The 21,309-nt window shown below is 58.5% G+C and carries 23 protein-coding genes; 12 read left to right on the top strand and 11 right to left on the bottom strand.

Annotation, left to right across the window (positions count from 1 at the left end; all coding sequences use genetic code 11):
* Positions 1 to 65: 65 nt before the first annotated feature.
* The gene (locus HCG46_RS26770; protein ID WP_055658667.1) at positions 66 to 437 is read right to left on the bottom strand and encodes a VOC family protein; all 372 of its coding nucleotides are present in this window, start codon (positions 435 to 437) and stop codon (positions 66 to 68) included.
* Positions 438 to 551: 114 nt separating this feature from the next.
* Between HCG46_RS26770 and HCG46_RS26765 the strand changes: the two genes are divergently transcribed.
* Positions 552 to 1,430 (top strand): LysR family transcriptional regulator, encoded by an 879-nt coding sequence (locus HCG46_RS26765; protein WP_168687994.1) that lies wholly within the window; start codon positions 552 to 554, stop codon positions 1,428 to 1,430.
* Positions 1,431 to 1,455: 25 nt separating this feature from the next.
* Here the strand turns inward: HCG46_RS26765 and HCG46_RS26760 are convergent, their stop codons facing one another.
* Entirely contained in the window at positions 1,456 to 2,754 is a 1,299-nt protein-coding gene (locus HCG46_RS26760) for a glycosyltransferase (RefSeq protein WP_168687993.1), read from the bottom strand.
* A 132-nt stretch (positions 2,755 to 2,886) separates the two neighbouring features.
* Between HCG46_RS26760 and HCG46_RS26755 the strand changes: the two genes are divergently transcribed.
* Together HCG46_RS26755 and HCG46_RS26750 are read left to right on the top strand one after the other, a co-directional pair.
* The gene (locus HCG46_RS26755; RefSeq protein WP_168687992.1) at positions 2,887 to 3,312 is read left to right on the top strand and encodes a secondary thiamine-phosphate synthase enzyme YjbQ; all 426 of its coding nucleotides are present in this window, start codon (positions 2,887 to 2,889) and stop codon (positions 3,310 to 3,312) included.
* Between the two features lie 170 nt (positions 3,313 to 3,482).
* The gene (locus HCG46_RS26750) at positions 3,483 to 3,845 is read left to right on the top strand and encodes a hypothetical protein (RefSeq protein WP_168687991.1); all 363 of its coding nucleotides are present in this window, start codon (positions 3,483 to 3,485) and stop codon (positions 3,843 to 3,845) included.
* 7 nt (positions 3,846 to 3,852) lie between these two features.
* Here the strand turns inward: HCG46_RS26750 and HCG46_RS26745 are convergent, their stop codons facing one another.
* From HCG46_RS26745 to HCG46_RS26725, 5 genes are all read right to left on the bottom strand, one after another.
* Positions 3,853 to 4,605, bottom strand: coding sequence for an SDR family oxidoreductase (locus HCG46_RS26745; protein ID WP_062489479.1), 753 nt, complete (start codon positions 4,603 to 4,605; stop codon positions 3,853 to 3,855).
* A 53-nt stretch (positions 4,606 to 4,658) separates the two neighbouring features.
* A complete protein-coding gene (locus tag HCG46_RS26740) occupies positions 4,659 to 5,099 on the bottom strand; it encodes a hypothetical protein (RefSeq protein ID WP_168687990.1) in 441 nt (146 codons plus the stop codon).
* A gap of 385 nt (positions 5,100 to 5,484) precedes the next feature.
* Positions 5,485 to 5,739: a YdcH family protein gene (locus HCG46_RS26735; RefSeq protein WP_031268132.1), complete on the bottom strand. Its 255-nt coding sequence runs from the start codon at positions 5,737 to 5,739 to the stop codon at positions 5,485 to 5,487.
* 167 nt (positions 5,740 to 5,906) lie between these two features.
* Positions 5,907 to 7,466 (bottom strand): EAL domain-containing protein, encoded by a 1,560-nt coding sequence (locus tag HCG46_RS26730; RefSeq protein ID WP_168687989.1) that lies wholly within the window; start codon positions 7,464 to 7,466, stop codon positions 5,907 to 5,909.
* 232 nt (positions 7,467 to 7,698) lie between these two features.
* On the bottom strand, positions 7,699 to 8,940 hold the full coding sequence (locus tag HCG46_RS26725) for a HupE/UreJ family protein (RefSeq protein WP_168687988.1): 1,242 nt from the start codon (positions 8,938 to 8,940) through the stop codon (positions 7,699 to 7,701).
* A gap of 239 nt (positions 8,941 to 9,179) precedes the next feature.
* On the opposite strand from HCG46_RS26725, the gene HCG46_RS26720 reads away from it, so the two are divergent.
* Positions 9,180 to 9,554 carry a VOC family protein gene (locus HCG46_RS26720; RefSeq protein ID WP_022997847.1) on the top strand — a complete coding sequence of 125 codons (375 nt, stop codon included), beginning with the start codon at positions 9,180 to 9,182 and terminating at the stop codon, positions 9,552 to 9,554.
* A gap of 42 nt (positions 9,555 to 9,596) precedes the next feature.
* Complete coding sequence (locus tag HCG46_RS26715) at positions 9,597 to 10,298, top strand: YafY family protein (protein WP_168687987.1); 702 nt, start codon at positions 9,597 to 9,599, stop codon at positions 10,296 to 10,298.
* A 38-nt stretch (positions 10,299 to 10,336) separates the two neighbouring features.
* Here the strand turns inward: HCG46_RS26715 and HCG46_RS26710 are convergent, their stop codons facing one another.
* Both HCG46_RS26710 and HCG46_RS26705 read right to left on the bottom strand, forming a co-directional pair.
* Positions 10,337 to 11,389 carry an alpha/beta fold hydrolase gene (locus tag HCG46_RS26710; RefSeq protein ID WP_168687986.1) on the bottom strand — a complete coding sequence of 351 codons (1,053 nt, stop codon included), beginning with the start codon at positions 11,387 to 11,389 and terminating at the stop codon, positions 10,337 to 10,339.
* Positions 11,379 to 12,320, bottom strand: coding sequence for a sterol desaturase family protein (locus tag HCG46_RS26705; RefSeq protein ID WP_168687985.1), 942 nt, complete (start codon positions 12,318 to 12,320; stop codon positions 11,379 to 11,381). Before HCG46_RS26705 ends, HCG46_RS26710 begins: the two co-directional genes overlap by 11 nt.
* 143 nt (positions 12,321 to 12,463) lie before the next feature.
* Between HCG46_RS26705 and HCG46_RS26700 the strand changes: the two genes are divergently transcribed.
* Positions 12,464 to 13,069 (top strand): TetR/AcrR family transcriptional regulator, encoded by a 606-nt coding sequence (locus tag HCG46_RS26700; protein WP_168687984.1) that lies wholly within the window; start codon positions 12,464 to 12,466, stop codon positions 13,067 to 13,069.
* 77 nt (positions 13,070 to 13,146) lie between these two features.
* Here HCG46_RS26700 and HCG46_RS26695 read toward each other — a convergent pair whose 3' ends face one another.
* On the bottom strand, positions 13,147 to 14,178 hold the full coding sequence (locus HCG46_RS26695; RefSeq protein ID WP_168687983.1) for a LacI family DNA-binding transcriptional regulator: 1,032 nt from the start codon (positions 14,176 to 14,178) through the stop codon (positions 13,147 to 13,149).
* An 83-nt stretch (positions 14,179 to 14,261) separates the two neighbouring features.
* Here HCG46_RS26695 and HCG46_RS26690 point away from each other — a divergent pair, with 83 nt between their 5' ends.
* Positions 14,262 to 15,440 carry a phytanoyl-CoA dioxygenase family protein gene (locus HCG46_RS26690; protein WP_168688029.1) on the top strand — a complete coding sequence of 393 codons (1,179 nt, stop codon included), beginning with the start codon at positions 14,262 to 14,264 and terminating at the stop codon, positions 15,438 to 15,440.
* An 8-nt stretch (positions 15,441 to 15,448) separates the two neighbouring features.
* Here the strand turns inward: HCG46_RS26690 and HCG46_RS26685 are convergent, their stop codons facing one another.
* Positions 15,449 to 16,195: a DUF1194 domain-containing protein gene (locus tag HCG46_RS26685; protein WP_209009639.1), complete on the bottom strand. Its 747-nt coding sequence runs from the start codon at positions 16,193 to 16,195 to the stop codon at positions 15,449 to 15,451.
* Between the two features lie 279 nt (positions 16,196 to 16,474).
* Here HCG46_RS26685 and HCG46_RS26680 point away from each other — a divergent pair, with 279 nt between their 5' ends.
* The 5 genes from HCG46_RS26680 (at position 16,475) to HCG46_RS26660 (ending at position 21,300) form a co-directional block, all read left to right on the top strand.
* Positions 16,475 to 18,013, top strand: coding sequence for a glycosyl hydrolase (locus HCG46_RS26680; RefSeq protein WP_168687982.1), 1,539 nt, complete (start codon positions 16,475 to 16,477; stop codon positions 18,011 to 18,013).
* On the top strand, positions 18,010 to 18,759 hold the full coding sequence (locus HCG46_RS26675; RefSeq protein WP_055658690.1) for an HAD-IIB family hydrolase: 750 nt from the start codon (positions 18,010 to 18,012) through the stop codon (positions 18,757 to 18,759). Before HCG46_RS26680 ends, HCG46_RS26675 begins: the two co-directional genes overlap by 4 nt.
* A 114-nt stretch (positions 18,760 to 18,873) precedes the next feature.
* Positions 18,874 to 20,169 (top strand): glycosyltransferase, encoded by a 1,296-nt coding sequence (locus HCG46_RS26670; protein ID WP_168687981.1) that lies wholly within the window; start codon positions 18,874 to 18,876, stop codon positions 20,167 to 20,169.
* A gap of 128 nt (positions 20,170 to 20,297) precedes the next feature.
* Positions 20,298 to 20,552, top strand: a complete 255-nt coding sequence (locus tag HCG46_RS26665; protein ID WP_022997836.1) for a PepSY domain-containing protein — start codon at positions 20,298 to 20,300, stop codon at positions 20,550 to 20,552.
* Positions 20,553 to 20,631: 79 nt separating this feature from the next.
* Positions 20,632 to 21,300 carry a response regulator transcription factor gene (locus HCG46_RS26660; protein WP_022997835.1) on the top strand — a complete coding sequence of 223 codons (669 nt, stop codon included), beginning with the start codon at positions 20,632 to 20,634 and terminating at the stop codon, positions 21,298 to 21,300.
* Positions 21,301 to 21,309: the final 9 nt, after the last annotated feature.

The raw sequence follows: 21,309 nt of genomic DNA, 5'->3' as shown, positions 1-21,309 counted from the left end.
GCTGCGGCCAAAAAGGAAAGAGCGATCAACACTGTTGATCGCTCTTGCATGGAACCGATTTGAGCTCAGACCATGTGGTGCACGTTCAGCTTGTTGCCGTCCAGGTCCCGAAAATAGGCGGCATAAAAGCCGTTGTCGGCGCGCTGGCCGGGCTTGCCTTCGTCCGCCGCGCCAAGCTCTATGGCTTTGCGGTAGACCGCGTCGACCTGTGCCCGGTTCTGGGCGGACAAGGCGACCATGACGCCATTGCCGACGGTCGCCTGTTTGCCGTCATAAGGAATATGCACGGAAAAGGCTGACGTGGTCGGCGGGTTCGCCCAGACGATGAAGTCATCGAACTCCATCAGCCGCTGTGCGCCGAGTTCAGCCAGCAATGCGTCGTAAAACGCTGCTGACCGCTTCAGGTCGTTGGTTCCCAAAGACGTATATCCGATCATGAGTTTCTCCTGAAAATTGGTGTGTGCGGTGCCGGCGTGATGGATTTAGGTGTTTGCAAAAATGTTTGGAATAGGCAGATTTAAGGTGGAAGTTTTCAAATTTGAAAGAGTGTGATGGATTGGAACTACCTTCGAACGTTTCACGCGGTCGCCGAGACCAGCAGTCTCGGCAAGGCTGCTGAAAAGCTCGCAATCAGCCATGCCACGGCGTTCAGGCACATCCGTTCTCTGGAAGAGCAGCTTGGCTCCAGATTGTTCGAAAAGGTGAAGGGCCGTTACAGGCCGACCGAGGCTGGTGCCGAAATTCTGGACCTGGCGCAGTCTGTTGTCGTTGCCATGGAGGACATCGATCGGCGAATATCCGGGGCGGATCTGGCTTTGAAGGGGCGAATTCGATTGACAGCCCCCGCGAGTTTCGCAGCCCATTTCCTTCCCGGTTATCTGCGCGACTTCAGTGCCCGGTTTCCCGACATCACCGTTGAGCTGTTGACTTCCAACGAGGAGATCAACATGTCCAGCAGGGCTGCGGAGATTGCCCTGCGGGTCACGTCATCTCCGCCCGAACACCTGATCGGACGCAAGGTCGCAGATATTCCCTGGGCCTATTTCGCAAGCCAGACCTATCTGGAGCGCAAGGGCGCGCCGTCGAATTCGGCCGATCTCACAACACATGACCTGATTGGCGCAAGCGGACTGCTATCCCAGCGGCCTGGCTTCCAACAGATGGACAGGACGCATCGCGACAGGATCGCGGTCCGAAGCGATGATCTGATGACCATGGCTGCATTGGCGCGCAAGGGGTTGGGGATATGTCTCGTTCCGGTGGATGTCGCACAAGGCGGCTTGCAGAAACTGGCCCTCACTAATGACATACCAGTAAATGAGCTCTGGGTGCTGACCCATCCCGACCTTCGCTCTGTCGAACGGGTCGCCTGCATGACGCGGTTTCTGGCAACAGCCTTCGGGGCCGAAGCCGCGTTTTCAGATACGTAGCTTGGTTTTAGACGACATAGTATAATCAGATCTTGTCAGCGCCGATCATCGACAGGAGCCGCTCTGCCGTACCTCGCGCACCCGGTTCGCTTGCCATGATGTCTGCCACCCGTTTGGCACCGACACGATACACAGGGTCTTCGAGCTGCATCAGCGCCCGGGCGAGTTTCGAAGGAGTGAGCGACTTTTGCCGGATCGGTGCAGGCCCGGCTCCGATCTTGTGAACCTGGGCGCCCCAGAAAGGCTGATCGCCAAAGACGGGACAGACCAGCGAAGGTTTGCCCCAGCGCAGGGCTTCGTGGGTGGTGCCGGCACCACCGTGGTGGACGATTGCCGCGCAACGCGGGAAAAGCCAGCTGTGAGGTGCTTTATCCAGCAGGAAGACGCGGCCTGAAAGTGTCCGCGGCAGGCTTTGCCCGGACAATCCTCCCCAGCCCGTCGCCAGGATCGCACGTTGGCCGGTTTGTTCCAGGGCTGCAAGCACGGTTTCTGTCAGCTTTGCCGGGTTCCTGCTCGGCATGGAGCCAAAGCCCAGATAGATTGGCTCCGGGCCGTTTTCCAGAAACGAAGTCAGGTCTTCCGGCGGAACGTAGTTCGGATCAGGTTCGGTCAGCCAATAGCCGCAGGCCCAGTTGTTCTCCGGCCAGTCTGGTGGTGTTGGCACGAGACCGCGGGAAAAAGCCTGAAGGGACAGCGGCGATCTTCCGCCGGGCATATGGCCGTCCATCAGATCGCCCGAATGGGCAGGCGTATCCTTCGTCCCCGCTTCCGCGCGGACGGCCCTCGCGAGCGGCGCGATACCCAGCCGCATCAGGGAGCGACCGATGGCAAAACTTTGCCGATTCAGGAAGGGGCCGAGGTCGGGTAATCCGAAAAGCGGTAGCGGAAAGGAGCCCGTTGCCGCGCTTACCGGCTGAAGCGCTGTCGGCAGGGCGGCTACGTCGAGATGACGCGCCACAAGTGTCAAGACAGTTGCCTTGAGATTGAACAGGATAAGGTCCGGTTTTTCCTGCATGCCGATCTGCCAGAGGCGCCGGGCGGCTTCCTTCTGCAGATCGATATTCTTGCGGGCTGCACGGATTTTGCCCTTCAACGTGAACAGCGCAGCCTGAATGTCCTCATTTTGCAGAAGGGCTTGATAATCGAGTGGAACCGGCCGTGACCGGGCACCGGCGGCGGTGATCATGTCATCGAAACCTTCTCCCGTCGTCACCACGACGTCGGCTCCCATCTTTGCCAGGTCGTGTGCCAAGGCAACATAGGGCTGAACGTCTCCGCGCGTGCCCAGAGAGGCAATGAGGATCTTCTTTCGGGGAGTTGGCATCAGGGCCTCGGTTCGGAAAACTGGCGGGGCTTCGGTAGGCTTCCCTCAGATGGCGGCCCGCAGCTGCAATTGCAACCGTAGCGTGGATCGCCTAAGCCAGTGCGAAGCGGCAAATGGTCCTCGGAGGAAACGATGCAAACCAGATTCGCAATTGGCACCCGCGGGCAGGGCCTTTACGAATTCACCTCGTCGGTGGCTGAATGGCTTGCAGAAACGGGTGCGGAAGACGGCTTGCTCACACTGTTCGTTCGCCACACATCCTGTTCGCTGCTGATCCAGGAGAATGCGGATCCGGATGTGCAGCGCGACCTGAAAGCGTTTTTCGAACGCCTGGTTCCGCCCGCAGATCATCCTTCCATGAATTATCTGGTGCATACCCTGGAGGGACCGGACGATATGCCTGCCCACATCAAGGCGGCGATGATGCCGGTTTCGCTTTCCATTCCCGTCTCGGCAGGGCGCATGGCGCTTGGAACCTGGCAGGGAATTTATCTGTTCGAACATCGGACCCGAGCCCATCAGCGTCAGATCGCCGCTCATTTTCTGCCTGACAGCTAATCGGATGTTTTGTGTGCGCGTTCGATGACCGTGATTGAGAAAAAAGGCGCTTTCGGAAAATTTGTGACGACTATCACATCCTGAAAAATTGAAGCCGGTAGAGTTTTTGCATGATCCGGAAATCCGTCTCCGAAAACCGGAAGTCGGTTGCGTTTCAGGGAGATAGTCAGATGCGCACCACCCTTTTCCTTGCCGCACTGTTCCTGGCTGGTCCCGCCATTGCCGATAACGACCCGAACCGCCCGACCGACAGGATCGCGGCAGACCTCGGTATAGAGGAGGCGGTCTTCATCGAGTGTTTCAAACCCGTCAATCCGGAGCCGGGCAAATATCCCAGCGGTGCCCAGCAACGGGCGAACAAGGCGCTGCTGCTGCCGTGCCTGCAAAAGGCCAACTCTGCCATCACCAATGATCGCCTGGACGCGGTCATGGACAAATACCGGCCTGAGGGCGCTTTCCGGAAAGAAGATTGTTCCCGCAAGTCCGCAAACCGGCCCGTTATGCAGCGTTGTGTCTTCCTGAAAGTCGAGTAACGGTCACTTACTTGCGAAGTGCCGGAAGACCAACCCCGGTGCTTTCAAAACCACCATCGGAAGCAATCACCTGCCCGGTGACGTAACTCGCCTGCTCGGAGCATAGAAAGGCGATTACTTCGCCAATTTCCGTTTCCGAGCCATAGCGGTTGAGCGGGATCGCGTCGTGATAGGCATCGATGATGTCCTGGCTGTGCACCGCCATCGCCAGCTTGGTGCGCACGGGGCCCGGGCAGACACAGTTGGCGCGAATGCCGTATTCGCCGAGTTCAGCTGCCTGTTGCTTGGTGAGCTGGATGACGGCGGCCTTGGAGGTTCCATAGGCAACCCGCAACGTTGACGCGCGCAGGCCGGAAATGGAGGCGATGTTGACGATGGCGCCACGGGTTTTCTTCAAGGCGGGAACGACAGCTTGAGAAACCAGAAACACGCCGTCGAGATTGGTCTCCATGACCCGCCGCCACATGGCAAAATCCGTCTCCTCGATCGGGCCGAATTCGGCAACGCCGGCATTGTTCACGACGGCATCCAGCTGGCCGAATTTCTGCAAGATGGCAGGGATGGTTGCCTCGACCTGCTCTGCGATGGAAACGTCACAGATAAACGGAACGGCACCTGCCAGACCTTCGGACGCAATCGCGAGTTCGTCGACATCCCGGTCAAGCATGGCAACTTGCCAGCCGCGGCTCAGCATGAGCTTTGCCGTCGCAAGGCCGATGCCCCGGGCAGCACCGGTGATGAGGATGGTTTTCTGGGTCATGGGTGGGAGATCCGTTCAGGGCAGGGGAAGGGGAGGCGGGTCTGTTGAGAAGGTCAGCGCATTGAAATACAGACGCGAATGGAACCGGCATTGTCCGGCAGCGCGATATCCTTGTCGTTGATGCGGAAGGCATAGACACCGGCCGGATCGCGCGAGTTGACGGCGAGCGCGGCAAACTCCGCGAACGGAACAATGCGGCCCGCCTGATCTCGCACAAGCATCTCGCCGAAAGCGTAGGATTGGTCGAACTTGTAGCCGTAGAGCGGGCCTAGCCGGCGGGCGTCTTCGCCCGTATAGCCACGCGGCCCGACGGCCTTGTACATGCCGGCAATCACGCTCCAGCCGCCGGAATACTGCACGCCGGTGATCTTGCCGCCGGGCAGGGACAGTTTCTGCCAGCCGCGTTTCGCCTGAACGTCTATGCAATGATCGGCGGCAAATGCTGTGGACGAGAACAAGAGGGGCAGAAGCAGGCAGAGGCGAACAAGGGTCATGGTCTGATCCGAAATGAACTCGCCCCAGAAGATAACAGCCCCGCGTGCGGGTCAAGCTGTGTCGGGGAGCGCTGGTTCCGGATCACGCAAGCCTCACACAGGCTTGCCTTGCAACTATTTGCGGGAAGACCCACATCGTAGGGTGAACGATGAGGGTCGTTCCTCCCCAGACTGGCGCCGGGCTTTTACGAAAAGCTGCGGCGCCTTCTTTTTTCAACTCTTTGTCGGTATGCTGACCGTGTGGGCGACAAGGTCGCCAAAACCGGAAATGTGCTCCACTGCGCTCCTGGCGGGCCAGGACCTTTTCCTGGAGAGCTGCAAGTGGTGGCCCGCGCCGTCGGACGGGGACGGCGCGGGCTTTAACACCGGCCTGAAAAGGAGGGGCTCAGGACACGGTGTTAGCCGTTGCCGCCAGGATGGCAGCAATCTGGTCTTTCAGATTTAGTCTCTTCTTTTTCAGGTCTTCCAGGACATCGTCGGATGCCGGCTCCACATCTGTCTCGATGCGGTGCACTTCGCGATTGACGGTGTGATATTCATCCGCCAGCCGTGCGAAATGGGCATCACTTGTTTTCAACGCATGCAAAGTGTCTGCGGCTTCCGGAAATTCTTCATGTAACTCGTGTGGCACGTGGCTCATTCTTGCCTCCTTGTAAGAACCACAAGGTGCCGCCAACCTGTTCAATTCACCTTGAGACAGATCAATCGTGCTCGAAATTGCATCGGAGTTTTTGTGGTTGTGCCGTTTTGCTCGAACGCGCGAGGCTGGAAGCCTGGAAAAGCAGGCGATCGGTGCTGGAACGGGTGTCAGCCGCTGACAGGCTTGAGCTTTGCCAAGCGTCCGCTCGTCGGCATCTTTTCTTTCAAGGTCTGTTCCAGAAGGTAGAGGGAGAAGTCCCGGATGGGCATCGGTTTGGCAAAGAAATAGCCCTGGGCGTAGTCCACATCTCGGTTCCTGAGGGACGCGAGCTGGTCCATCGTCTCGACACCCTCCGCACAGACTTTCATTCCATGTGCCGAAGCAATACCGAGGATCGCCTGAACAAAGGCGCCGCGGGCCGTATCGGTGGTGCTACCGAGATCATCGACGAACATCTTGTCGATCTTCACCAGATCGGGCTTGAGCGCCTTGATCTGGGCAAGGTTGGAATAGCCGGTGCCGAAGTCGTCAATTGCGATCAGGCAGCCGATGCTGCGCAGGTATTCCAGCGATTTTGCGATGCTGGTACCGGACCGGATCCCGGTTTCCAGGATCTCGCAGCACAGGGAAAGACCGGCTTCCGTCGCCATTGCAAAAACCGGCGACTGAATAACGGACTGGATCTGTTCGTCTTCCAGGTCCGCCTGGAAGAAATTGACGGACACCTTGAAACCCGGCCGTCCCGCAAGCAGCGGTTTCAGGTCGCGCAGTGCCTTGGCGATGATGATCTCGGTAAACTCCCAGGTCAGGTTCTCCTGCTGGATTATGTTCACGAATTCATCCGGGAAAAGCTTGCCCTGGGCATCTTCGAACCGGGCCAGAACCTCACAGCCTTCGCATTTCATCGTGTCGAGCGACAAGATGGGCTGGTAGTGCGGCTCGAAACCTTTGCCGCCGTTGGCGATCGCGTGACGGATCCGCCCGGCGGGACTGTGGCGGTCACGCACGATCCGTTTGACCCTCAGGAAAACGAGCGCGCCGGTGACGATGCCGAAGACTGCAAAAATTGTGAGCAGGCCGATATTTTGCTGAACGATCCGGCTGGCAGGGATCATGGTCAGGTAACACAGCCTGACATCGCCTTCGCCGCAGGCCTGTGCGTAGACGTTGCCGAACATCGGACCGTAGTTGTCGCGGTATTGCTTCAGAAGGCCCGCGTTTCCATTGGCGTGGAACAGAACCGTGTAAGGGTCTTCAACACTCGACACATAGAACATGTCGTCGGCGGCCGTTGCCAGGTTGCCGGTCTGGTAGAATGAAACGCCGTAGCGGCCCTTCTTGATCACTGTAACGCTGTCGACACCCTCGGCCTTGTCGAAGGGCACCCTGTACCAGGTCTCTCTGCCATCGCGGAACAGTTGCGCCTTTTCAGGCGGGCCGAAATCGTGGGCAGGTTCGAAACGTCCGAAGCTCGAAGAGCAGGCGGCGTTCGTGTCGCCGTTCGGAAAAAACCAGATATTGGTAATGTGATTGTCGTTGTAGACGAGCGTGTTCAGCGTTTTCAGGTGCGCGTCGCTGCAATCGTCTTCGGGAAGTCTTTCCAGGGCTCCGTAGAGCTTGTTTCCACGGTCTATGTTGGACTGCCAGATGCCAAGAAGGTCTGCCGTCTGTTTCTGCAGTTCGCTCTGCCCGTCATAGGCGACACCGGCCCAGGCTATAAGCAACATGACGGCAACCGTCGCGAGGCCTGCAAGAGAGCCTTTTAATAGTGGGCGGGTATTGGGCGAGGTACCGTGACGAGCCATTTCATTGCCAATTATTATTCCGCCCAAGTTGCACGGTCGGGATTAAGAACAAGTCAATTGTTAGAATTAACGGCGCTTAACCCGGCAGATTAATCGGCTTTTTATGGCCTTTTAGGGTGTTTTTTGCCTGAAATGGCCATGAGGCGTCCTCAAGTCAGGCCGAAGTCAGCAATCCGGGCAGGCGCTCGATGACCCACCAGGCCGACAGGATCGCAATCCCCGACAGAGCGCCGAACCTCAAGGGTTGCAGGGCGGGTTCGGCTGTCTTTCGCAGAAGCAGGACGATGGAGAGCGTCACGACGAGAATGATCAGCTGGCCAATTTCGATGCCGATGTTGAATGCCAGTAGCGCGGGTATGAGATCCGGTGCGCCCCGGCCGAGAATGTCCGCAAGAACGAAGGAAAAGCCGAGGCCGTGCAACAGGCCGATCGCGGCGAAGACGATCACCGAGCCCGACTTCCGGACCATTGCCGCAATGGCCGCATAAAGAACGGAAGCGGCAATGGCCGTCTCCACCAGCGGGATGAACCATGGCCAGGAAGGTGTTGCCCCGAGGAAGGTGGCAATCAGCGTGACTGAGTGCCCGATCGTGAAGGCGGTGACGAGGTAAATCAGTCTCCGCGTTGCCCCGACGCCCAGAGCCAGCGCAATCACCAGAAAGACGTGATCAAGGCCTTCCAGAATATGCAGTGTGCCCTGGTGGATGAAATGCAGAAACGTGCTGAGCCGGGATCCGTCGAACCGCGCAGGTTCTTCCAGTTGCCCGGGAGCCGTGGTCGAAACCGGAGGGGTGATGCGGGCATCGACCAGATGATTGTCGATGGCTATGCCGGGCCCCGGTATCAGGGGAGCGTACCCGGACTGCACCTGAAGGACACCGGTCGGATCGCTGCTTTCCAGCCTGAGCGCGTAGTCGATGACTGCCGTACCAAAGAGCGGGTCTTCATTCGGGAAAGCTTCGCTCAACGCGGATTGGGCGGCAACAGCTGTGTCGATGTCCTGATCAGGTCGACTGGTGTGAACCGCAAACTCGATGATCTCCACCGGCAGGGTAAGGCCCGCCTGCGAAAAGACGAGGGCGTTGCGCAACCGGTCTTCAAAGGCAGATCGATTGCTGTCGATCGCGCCGAGATCAACTCGGTAGCGCTCACTGTCCGGGGTTTGCTCCAGGCGAAGAAACGGCGAGACCAGTGGTACCTGTTCGACCTGCGAGCGACCGACGAGATCCGAGAAGACAAGTGGAGCGGGCACCCGCACATAAACAGTCAGCGTGTCACCTTCACGGGAGACCAGAAGCGTGCGCACCTTGGTACCTTCCGAAAAATGCGCGAAGGCAGGCGAGAAGTTTGTCAGCAGAAGCAAGAGGCTGAAAAGGATCATCTGCCAGCGTTTCATGATCTCTCCTTCCGGTTGTCGCACCGCCTTGGTCTGCGTCCCGGCCCATGCAGTTTAGCTGTGACGACGCGGTACCGGCAAATTGTCATCAGCCTCTTTTCCGAATTCATCTGTGAGACGAAATTTGCAGGTGTTTACTTGCCCTTGCGTCATATATGTTTGTCACTCTCTCCTGACAGAATGCTGTCAGGAGAGGTTTGATAAGGTGATCCTCATCACAGCGCCTGAGGAGACTTTCCATGACTTTTGCACCCGATCACTTCAACGTCTGGATGGAGATTCCCGTCTCCGATCTGGACAAGGCGGTCAGCTTTTATAACGACGTTTTCAAAACGGAGCTTAGACGTGTCATCGACATGGGACCAAATGAGATCGCAATCTTTCCGACCAAGGAGCAGGGTGGGATTGCAGGTCACCTTTACCCGGGAAAACCCGCACAGAACGGAACCGGACCAACCATTCATCTCGCCTGCCCGGACACCCTGGAAGAAACGATGGAACGGTTCGCTGCCAAGGGGGGAGAGATCATTTCCGATCCGGCTGCCATTCCGGCGGGGCGCTTTGCCTATGGCATCGACCCGGACGGAAATTCCATCGGCATGTTCGCACGCTGATTTGAGACTGACAGGATGTCGGCTTCGCAAGGAGCCGGCATCATGAGACGCGCCGACCGCCTTTTCCAGATCGTGCAATATCTGCGCGGCGGCCGGCTCGTGCGCGCACGTCAGCTGTCCGAATGGCTGGAAGTATCCGAACGCACCATCTATCGCGATGTTGCCGACTTGCAGGCTTCCGGCGTGCCGATCGAAGGTGCGGCTGGTGTCGGCTACATCATGCGCGATGGCTATGAACTGCCACCACTCATGTTTACCCGGGACGAAATTGTCGCTCTACTCGCCGGTGCGCGTCTGATCCGTGCCTGGGGCGGGGCCGCCATGGCCCGGGCCGCCGAAGAGGCGATGATCAAGATCGACGCTGTCCTGCCGGAAAAGATGCGGGTGCGTCAGAACGAAGTCGAGATCCACGCGTTCGCGCCAGAGATGACACCGCAAATCCGGGCTCATATCGATTTTCTGGAGGCGGCTGCCGATGGCCGCAAGCGCTTGTTCGTGGCGTATTGCGACAGCAAGGGAGAGCCGACCGATCGTACGATCCGCCCTCTCGGTCTGTGGTTCTGGGGCAAGGTCTGGACACTGGTTGCCTGGTGCGAATTACGCCAGGACTTCCGTATGTTCCGTCTGGACCGGATTTCCGAGATGCGAGAGACGGGAGACCGGTTCGATCCGGAACCCGGCAAGACGCTGAAGGATTTCTACCGGGGCATGGAGGCGGAAAACTACGGCGACACCGGGGGGTGACGGCCTGGCCGCAGGAGCAGGGTACCGTTCCCGCGTTTTTATGGCACCTGCACGATCATATCGAGCCATGTCGCAATCGCCTGCAATGCGGTTGGATCGATGGTCGTTGCTATCCGGATATACTCGTTGATACGTCCGGTTCGCGTTGGTTGGAACAGGTGATTGAGGCCAGGCAGCGTTCTGACATCCGAGAGCGGGTGCGTGAGGGCCCCTCGCATGACAGGTGAATTCTCACTGGCGGAGACCTGCAAGTCGTGCTCACCGAAAAGTGCCAGCACCGGAATGGTCAGGCCTGCCAGCTGTTCAACCGGATCGTGCCGCGCGTAGGCGGAGGCCCAGGGCGTCGCCCAGACAGCCAGGTTTTGCCTGATCTGGGAACCGCTCGCCCCCGAGTTCTTCAAGGCCTTTGTGATGTCCTCGCGTAATTCTGCCGGTGTTCCGGATTTCAAAAGAGCGGAGCTGATCTCATTCACCGCGCGGCTCTGTCCGGCAATGACTTCATCGGACAGGCCTTCCGCACGCCCGATATCCTGAACCTGAGTGCGCATGACATCGGGAACAAGCGGCAGGGCAGGGCCCGCAAGATAAACATGAAAGGCGGCCGGTTCGATCTGCTGCGCGATCGGCGCGAGATAGCCGCCTTCCGAGTGGCCGATGTATCCGGTTTTTTCGGAAAGAACACGCGGATGAGACTTCACATAGGCAAGCGCGGCGGCTGCGTCGCTCGCGAGATCCTGCGGGGTTGCTGTCGCAAAGTCTCCCGTGCTACGGCCCACGCCGCGGTCGTCGTAACGCAGCACGGCATAGCCGGATTTCGTCAGGTAATCCGAAAGCACGAGAAAAGGTTTGTGGCCCGCAATTTCTTCGTTCTTGTCCTGTGGACCGGAACCGGTGATGAGTACCACCGCAGGGACGCGCCCCCTCCCTTTTGGCAAGGTCAGCTCGGCATCCAGTACGGTGGTGCCGGACGCATTTCTGATCTGGACGGTTTCAATGGTGTAGTCGCGGACCTTCGGGTCCTGTGGCCGGTCGCTCAGTCCGAAGACCGCCAGATAGCCGGCAAACGTCGCCAGAAGCAGATCAATGTTCATCGTGGTGTTCCCCTTGGCTGGAACCTGCAGGCGACTGCAGTTGAGTGTCGGACTGGTCCGCAGGACGAGCCGTATCGCGCGTCGGTGTCCAGCCGGGAGGTTTCATGAGCACCTTCAGAGCCAGGGCGAGGGAAGGGGCATTGAGCGCATCTGTGCCAAGACGAATGAAGTCTCGAAAGTTGATGGTGATCGGATTGGATGTGTTGAGCGGATCGGTGATCCCGTAGACAACCTTGGCACGCTCGGGTGTGTAGGTTCCAAAGAGCCGGTCCCAGACGATCAGGATGCCGCCATAGTTCTTGTCGAGATACTCCGGATTGCTGCCGTGGTGCACGCGATGATGCGACGGTGTGTTCAGAATGCTTTCAAGCCACCCGAGCCGTCTGACCTTTTCGGTATGGATCCACGATTGATAGGCCACCACAACGGCAAGGCCTGCGATCACCTGCACAGGGTCGAAGCCGACAATCACCATGGGAATGAAAAACATCCATTCGAACAGCGCTTCGGTCCAGGCCAGACGCAGAGCCGTCGTGAAGTTGAACTCAGGCGAAGAATGATGAACGCTGTGATAGGTCCAGAATAGCCGTACCCGGTGCTCGCAGCGATGCATCCAATAGTACGTCAGATCAGCTCCCACGATCGCAAGTACCCACGTCAAGCCGTTCATGGGCAGGTCCCAAAGCGCGAACGGTTCTGCAAGGAAAACGGCAATCACGACGATCAGCCCGTATGCGGTCCGTTCCAACAGACCGTAGACAAGACCGATAATCAGATTTGCGCCGGTTTCCGATAGCGATTGACGGTAGCCGGCAAACCGGTCCCACACGGTTTCAGAAGCCAAAACAAGAAGAAAGACCAGCGCCAGGATTTCAATACCGTTGAAGACACCAGCCGCCTCCTGAAGGCGAAGTTCTAGATCAGAATACATGACACCTCACAAAAAACGAACGTTCGTTCTCTAATTGGGTGCGCGGCCCAGGATTGCAAGACGGCAACGAACCTGAAATGAACAGAGCAGAAGAAGAAGTCGGACTACGGTCTTTCTTCGTAGTGTCGCACAGGAGATTCCCGATGGCCGAAACCAGGCCGCAATCCACCAGCCGTCTGGAAAAATCCGCCAAGCGTCGGCAGATGATCGTCGAAACGGCTGCGGGTCTTTTCATCGAAAAGGGGTTTCACCAGACCGGCATGCGCGACATCGCGGGCAAGGCGGGGATCAGCCTCAGCAATCTCTATAATCACTTCAAGGGCAAGAACGAGATCATCGCAGCCATCTCGGAACTGGAAACTGTCGAACTTGATCCCTTGCTGAGGCGGCTTGAAGACACGTCACGAAATCGGATGGAAAGACTGCTGAAATTTGGGGCGGAGTATTTCGATCTCTGTTCGTCGCCGGCACATGCCGCGTTAAGCGCTGAAATCGTTGCCGAGGCCTTCAGAAATCCCGAGATCGGCGGCCTTTTCGAACAAACCCGGGCCCGGCTCGTCCAAGCGGTTGCCAACTGCCTGCCAACGTTTGAAGAAAACCCTGCCACGTCGGCCGAACTGGTTCTTGGTTTGATCGAACGCAGTGGCCAGAATGCCGTTTCCAAAGATGTTTCGACCAGAAAACAGCACAGGCTATCCATGTTGGCTTTTGTCGAACGCGCAGTTGGCACAGAGCTGAAACACGGTTGATCAACTGCTGGCAATGTGCTGTTGGCGCGTTTTCTGCTGAACGGCAGGCTTCGGCTGTGGAGATCGGTGCTGCCAGCTCAGGCTGGTTCATTGAACCTGGAAGGAATGTTCAAGGGGGTGACAACCTGAACATCGCTCGTTTCGCCGGAGGGAGACGTGCCGATGCCGTGGTATGCCAGGAGATGACGAAACGCCGTGTTCATGTCTGACTGCAGGTCGTGATGAAGCACCAGCGTCAGCTGCTCCTGCCGGAGAAGCTCGAGATTGTCCTTGTCCAGATCGTGCGCGACATAGACCCCTGGCATCTGGCCCACCTCGGACAAGGCCTGCAAAATAGCCCTGTTGCCGCCTCCCATGGAATAGACGCCGGAAATCGGTGGAGAGGAGCCCAGCTTCTCGGCAACCTCCCGCCGTGTTTCGGGATTGAGGCCGCCGCCGCCGCTGGCATCCACCAATCTGCATTCCGGGCGCAGACGATCCAGTTCCTGCCTGAACCCCTCGTAGCGCTCCTCCTCGCCCTGAAAGGTGTGCTGGCTGAGCGTCGTCAGAACCGTTCCGTTCGCCGGCAGGAGCTTGTGCATGAGATAGGCTGCGGTTTTGCCGGCGCTGCGATTATCCAGGCCAACATAGGCAAGCCGCCGGGATGCGGGAAGGTCGGTAAAGACGGTGACGACAGGGATTCTGCGGTCTGCCAGTCCTGCGATCATATGCCGGACTTCCTCTGTATCGCGCACCTTGAGGCAGATGCCCTGGCTGCCTCGCTTTGCAATCCGCTGCAGAATCGCGCTGCATTCGGCTGCCGACATGGTTTCGGTGAAAGTGAACCTGGGGCGGATCGCGATCGGATGCAGATCTGTCAGCACGCTTTCACAGGCAAGACGCACTTCTCTGCTGAACCTGTTCGGCGCTTCCATAACCACATCGAAGAAGAGCCGCCGCCCCCTGGCAGCCAGCTGACCTTCCTGTTGTTCCAGTTCTGCAATCGCATCCTCAACCCTGCGACGGGTTTGCGGGCTGACATGTGCTCGCCCGTTCATCACGCGGTCAACCGTGGCAGTGCTGAGGCCTGCCTGAAGGGCGATTTCCTTGATCGGGAAGCGATGGGTCATTTGATGGATTCTTGATGGAAAATGCCGATCCGATCAAGACCGATCCTGATAGCATTGCAGCCAACAAAACCTGGGAGGGGATCATGGACAAACGGGTCGATCATCTGGCGTATTTCAACGCCACCAGTTGCGATGTCGAGGACTTCAGGCAACTTGTGTCGCAAAAACTGGACGACGGCATCGTGCCGCACGCCTACAAGGTGGTTGCCGGTATTCCCGTCTACCGGGTTGCCGATCTGGAGACCGTACTCGCAGGTAGCGAAAGCCGTAGCCGGTTGATGGCAGAATGGGCGCAGGTTATGCGGCTGCACTCGGGTGTGCTGGTGCTGGAGGAGGCATATAAGGATGTCACTCCGATAGACCGGGCAACGCAGGTCTACAACCGGATCATCGCCGAGGAGAAAGCTGCTTCAGGCGGCGGTGCGGATCATTTTGCAGCTGCCGGCGCAAACGACCGGATCTGGAACTCACTGCAGAAACTCTGCCTGGAAGCCCCCGATGTCTTCGCGGATTATTTTGCCAATCCTGCCATCGATGCCGTTTGTGAAGCCTGGCTCGGGCCGAACTACCAGATGACGGCCCAGGTCAATCTTGTACGTCCGGGCGGCAAGGCGCAGCAGGCACATCGGGATTACCACCTTGGTTTCCAGTCAGCAGAAGACTGCGCACGTTATCCGGCCCATGTGCACGACCTGTCACAGGTCATGACCCTGCAAGGGGCGGTCGCGCATACAGACATGCCGATTGAAAGCGGTCCCACGAAGCTCTTGCCGTTTTCACAGCTTTATCGTCCGGGCTACGCTGCCTACCGGCTGGAGGCATTCAAGGAGTTTTTTGAACAGAATTACGTGCAGATGCCATTGCGCAAGGGCGATGCGGTGTTCTTCAACCCGGCACTGTTCCACGCCGCCGGTGACAACTCCAGTGTCGATATCCAGCGCATGGCAAACCTGCTTCAGGTGTCCTCGGCCTTCGGACGCGCCATGGAAAGTGTGGACAGGGATGCCATGTGCCGGGCGCTCTATCCCGTGCTCCTGGCGCAAACCGGACAGGAAACAATGTCAGGTACCAGACTGGAGGCGGCTGTTTCCGCGTGTGCGGAAGGATATTCCTTCCCGACCAATCTGGACCGGGATCCGCCTGTAGGCGGGCTGGCGCCCGAGACACAGAAGCAGCTTTTCCTAAGGGCCCTGCAGGACAGAATGCCGGCAGCGGATTTCGAAGCAGCTCTTTTGGCCCGGGCGGAGCGCCGGCAAGCCTGAAGCTGATTTCAGCGCAGGGAAGCGTAGCCGCTGCCGAAGATTTCCCGCAGCAGTTTGCGCTTCATTGCCTCGGCGTAGTCGTCATAGCTGGCTGCAACCTCGACAAAGGCACCCGGACCCCTGATCACATGGGTCCGGTAGTAGCGCACCGGCGCTTCATCGGCTCCTGAAATCACCAGACCGTTGACCGTAACGTCCTGGAAATCGAAGGCCCTGTAGGCGCTTTCCGGGCCGAAACCGTCGTTGTTGATGCCATCACCGGCAACATCTATGACCTTACGAACACAAGGTGCAGGTGCCTTGCGCATCAGGGTTGCCGCATGGCCGAGTGCATAACCGAGGGCGGTTGGAAATTCGGTGTAGCCTCGTGGTGAGCGTCGCAGGGTTTCGGCCGCATTCGCAGCGCTTTGCGCATCGGAAAGATGGCTCCACCCAAGCTGGAGCAATTGCTGGTACCGGCCGCTCCACTCGAAACTGGTGACCCAGATCCCGCCAACGGCCTCGATGGCCTGAACGACATCCGGGTCTTTCAAGGCATCTGCCAGTCCGTTGAGCTGCAAGGTGTGTTCGCGCGCATCGACGCTGGCCGAACCGTCCATCGCCAGAACCAGCGACAGGGAACACGCGGCTGCAGGACCTGGCAGGAGCAGCAAGGAAAGAAAAGAGAAGAGACCAATGACCTGACGAAAAGTCTTGCGCGCCGCGCTTTGTCCGCGGTGGCAGTCGGTATGTGAGATCCAACAGCAGTCCGTCATGAACCCATTCTAGAGGATAGGGGCGACAAGGGAATGCTTTTACGACGCGCTTTTGGCTCAGAAACGATCATATTCTAGGCATAGAGCCGAGCGCAGCGGGCCAGCTGAAAGGGCGGGATCCAGCTGTTTCTGTTCCATACCGCAAATCGTTCCGGAAATGCCGCCAGTCATCAGGCAGGATGCGCAAAGGGGTGATATTGTTCGTCCGAGCCATGTTGCACTGCAAATTTTTTGGCTTAGGCTCTTGATCCTGCTGAAACATCTGGGCAGGGTTAGGGCATGTATGCATCCCATGGATTTCTGCGGTCGGACATTGGCGACGTCGATGTCGTTTATCACGACGGCATCTATCATCTGTTCCATCTGGTGCTGCCCAATCACGATTTCATCGCGCACGCCGTCAGCACGGACGGCATGACATGGCGCCGGGTCAAGAATGCACTTTTCGTCGGTGAACCGGGCGAATGGGATGATGACATGCTCTGGACGATGCATGTGACGCCCGATCCGGACCGGCAGGGCGAGTGGCGCATGTTCTACACCGGCCTTGCGCGGGCGGAATATGGCAGGGTGCAGCGGGTCGGGCTGGCACGGTCCAAGGATCTCTACACCTGGGAACGCTGCAATCACGGCAATTATCCCCTGCAGGTGCCGGGCCCGCTTTACGAGAGCACTGTAGACGAAGGCCGGAAGTGGGTCAGTTTCCGCGATCCGTTCTTCTATGTCGACGAAGACACAGGCGAACGCCTGCTGCTGGCCTCTGCCCGTGTCAAGGAAGGGCCGGTCATACGGCGCGGCTGCGTCGGGCTCGCCCGCGAGACCAAACCGGACAAATTCACGTTCGAGCCACCTCTTTATCGGCCCGGTCTTTATGACGACGTCGAGGTGCCGAACCTGTTTCGTCTCGACGGCCGCTATTACCTGATGGGATCGATCCGCGAAGACACCAAGATCCACTACTGGTACGCGGAGACGATTGAGGGCCCATACCAGAACTTCTTCGACAATGTGATCCTGCCGACGGGCAATTATGCAGGCCGTATTTGCCGGACCAGCGACCGTTTGCTTCTGTTCAATTTCTTTTCCAAGACGGAATACGTCTACGGGCGCGAGGTCGTGAAGAAGCTGTTGCCGCCGCCGAAGGAACTGGTGACGGACAGTGCCGGCAGGCTCAAGCTGAAATCGAATTCGGACTTCAACGATCTGGTGACGCATCGCCAGGTCGTGACTGCGTCCTACCAGTGCAAGGCACTGTATTCCAACACACACGCGTCGGCGATCGATCGGCCGGACGGGCTGCATCTGAGCTGCAAGAGCGGGTACGAAGCTTTCATGCTGCCGGGCAAGCATGAGGATTTCCGCCTCAAGGCACAGCTGATGCTGGAGGGACTGGGCAAAACCGGTCTTGTGCTGCGGATGAACGACGAGGGTGACGGTTATTACCTGTCTCTGGATCTCGTCAACGGCATTGCCCAGATGCGGGCTTGGGGGGCAAACCCGACACCTGAATTCGAACATGCCTTCCGCTACGAGCCGCTTCAGGAAGCGCATTTCAGGGGCAGCGATCATGGCCCCTGGCAGATCGAGGTTGTGGCGCACGGCCTTTACTTCGAGTTTTCCATCGACGGCTATGTGGTGCTGTCGCTGGTTGACGACAGTTTCATCGAAGGCGGTATCGGCTTCTACACGGAAAGCGCGGCCGTCTGCCTGAAGGACCTTGTTGTCGAAACACTGAGCCGTCCGGTAACGGAGCACACGGTCGAACCGGCATATTCCGTCACGCACAGGGCGCCCGATCAGGAAGGGGAGGGCCGGTGACCGGCGAGACGGGCAAGAGTGATACCTGGCTTCTGGTCAGCGACATCGATGACACCCTGACCGGTAACCGGACCGATCTGGAGCGACTTTGGCATCAGTTGAAGAACGCCAAGTCGCACCTGAAACTGGCTCTAAACTCCAGCCGACCGGCCGCCAGTGTCGACCAGACCCTTGCCGACTACTTCCCCGAAGGCTTCGAACCGGACGCGATTATCACCGGTTTGGGAACCGAAATCCGTCTGGACCGTTTCTTTCTGGAAAGCTGGCAAAGCCGGTTTATCGACTGGCCTGACGAGGAAGTTCGCAAAATCGTCCGGAAACTGGGGTATGATGCGCACGACGACAAGTTCCAGACGGACGGAAAGGCGAGCTTCGCCGTTCCGGGTAAAGACGGCGTGGACGCGATTCTTGCCGCACTCCGGGACGAGGGCATCCCGTTCAGGCACATCTATTCAGGGACCAGTGATCTGGACATTCTCGCCCCCGGCGCAGGCAAGGACGCTGCCATGCGCCATCTGGCAAGCCATCTTGGCATTCCGATGGAGCGAACGATCGCTGCCGGTGATTCCGGTAACGACCTTGCGCTGTTCGAAGCAGCGGGCAAGGCAATCGCGGTCGGCAATGCCCGCCAGGAACTTCTATCAACCCTGCCGCGGCACAAGACCTATCTGGCATCCGCCCACCATGCGGCCGGCGTGCTGGAAGGGCTGACGGTAATGGGCCTGCTGCCGCAATCGGCAGTCTGATCCGGCCTTTCGAGAGGCTGCTGCCTGCTGCAACGTCGGCGGGCCGATGAGCAAAAAGAGCAAAAGAACGCCTGGGTAGATGGAGATCAAGACACACGAACAAGGTAACGACACATGAACAAGCACAATATCGGTTCCCTTCTGATGATCTCGCTGCACGGTTACGTGGCCGGATCGCCGGAACTGGGTAAACCGGATACGGGCGGCCAGGTGGTCTTCGTACTGGAGCTGGCAAAACGGTTCGCGCGGCTCGGCTACAGGGTCGATGTCATGACGCGCCAGTTCGAAGACCAGCCGGCCGAGGATATCATCAATGAAAACCTGCGCGTCGTGCGCGTTCCTTTCGGAGGATCCGATTTCATCCGGAAGGAGGACATGCACGACTGGTACGGTGACTTCGTCACCAATGCGCTGGCGATGATCCGTCATCGCAAGTTGCATTATGACGTGATCAACTCTCATTACTGGGATGCAGGTGTCGCCGGCCAGAAAATCGCCGAGGAGCTGCAGGTTCCGCACATCCACACGCCGCACTCCCTCGGTTGGTGGAAAGAACACGACATGGTGGGAGCGGGTGAAGAAGAGATGGCCGGGTACCGCTTCAAGGAGCGGATCCAGAAGGAATTCGTTCTTTACCGCAACTGCGACCACATCATCGCGACGACCGAGCAGCAAACGGACCTGATCGTCGAGCAATACCAGCTGCCGCGTGAGCATATCACCATGATCCCGCCGGGCATCGACGAAGGCCGGTTTACGCCCGCAACACCGGATGTGGTCGCGGAAGCGCGCCGGAAGCACGATTTCAGGGAAACGGATATCTACGTCGTCGGCAGGGCAGCGGAAAACAAGGGCTATGACCTGATCATCGAAGCCTTGCCGAGCCTCCTGAAACTGCAGCCTGACGCACGCCTTGTGCTTGCCGCCGGTGCCAATTCGGACAGCGACAAGGCGCTGCTCGCGCAATGGAAGGAAGTCGCTTCTTCCCTGGGCGTGTCCGATGCCATCAGCTGGCGTGGGTATGTCGCGGATGAAGATCTGGCCGATTTCTATCGTGGTCCGGGCATCTTCGCACTTCCCTCCCGCTATGAGCCTTTCGGCATGACCGCCGTGGAAGCGATGGCCTGCGGAACGCCGACTGTGGTGACGATTCACGGTGGCCTGTTCGACCAGATCGAATTTGGCCGACATGCGCTGGTGGCCGATCCCAAGCGACCAGAAGAGTTTGCGGCCATGCTGAACATGCCGATGCAATACTCCTGGATGCGCGAAACCCTCTCGGTGGAGGGCGCTCGCTTCGCACGCCGCGTGTTCGGCTGGACAGGGATCGCCCGGCGGACGCTGCAGGTGTTCGAGCAGTTCAAGGGCCGTTACGACGACCTGCAGACGGACGAAGTGGCGCTGGGCTGACAAGGCGGCGGAAGCACGCCGCCGCAAGAAGGGCTGCTGAAGAAATCCAAACAACCGGTTCAGCTTGCGTTCAGGTGAAATTGATTACACCTTGCGCATGACCTCGTGAGCAGACCGGAATCGGACACGTGAAACAGATATTTGCCCTTTTGATCCTGACATTCGCCGTCATTGCGCCGGCGCAAGCCGCTTGTTTGTCCCAGTCGCAGGCCCGTGAAGCCGTGGCCAGCGGCAAGGCCGCCCCGCTTGGGGCGGTTGCAGGGCAGGCAGGCGGTGAAATCGTCAAGGCCCAGCTTTGCCAGCAGGGTGGGGGATACGTCTATCTGTTGTCGGTCCTAAAGGGTGGCAAGGTGACAACTGTCACAGTCAACGCCAACAGGTAATTGCTAGAAGCGACATCTTCCTGCCGGCTTTCGGTTGGTTGATCTGGTTCCGACTCCTTCAGTCATAAAGTTGAATTTCATGCGCATTCTTGTTGTCGAAGACGATACCGATCTGAACCGCCAGCTGGTGGCCGCCCTGGAAGAGGCCGGCTATGTGGTCGACAGTGCGACGGACGGCGAGGACGGGCATTTTCTTGGCGACACCGAGCCATATGACGCCGTGGTGCTTGACCTCGGCCTGCCGTCCCTCGACGGACTATCCGTTCTGGAAAACTGGCGCCGCGACGGGCGCACCATGCCGGTCCTCATCCTGACTGCGCGCGACCGCTGGTCGGACAAGGTTGCGGGGATCGACGCCGGTGCCGATGATTATGTTGCAAAGCCTTTCCACATGGAGGAAGTGCTTGCCCGTGTGCGTGCGCTTGTGCGCCGGGCCGCCGGGCATGCCTCCAACGAACTCACTTGCGGTGCAGTACGGCTGGATCTGAGATCCGGCCGGGTAACCGTGGACGGCAGTGCGGTCAAGCTGACTTCGCATGAATACCGGCTGCTGTCCTATCTGCTGCATCACCAGGGCAAGGTGATCTCCCGGACTGAATTGACCGAACATCTCTACGATCAGGATTTCGATCGCGATTCCAACACGGTGGAAGTCTTCGTCGGCCGTCTGCGCAAGAAAATCGGCTCGGACATGATCGAAACCATCCGAGGGCTCGGATACCGCCTGGGAGCGGCGAGTGACACCTGAGACCTCTGC

It is taken from the genome of Labrenzia sp. PO1, from assembly GCF_012273635.1.
GTDB lineage: Bacteria > Pseudomonadota > Alphaproteobacteria > Rhizobiales > Stappiaceae > Roseibium > Roseibium algicola.
The sequence above is the reverse complement of the archived record's forward strand: the minus strand, read 5'-3'. Positions and strand labels throughout refer to the sequence as shown.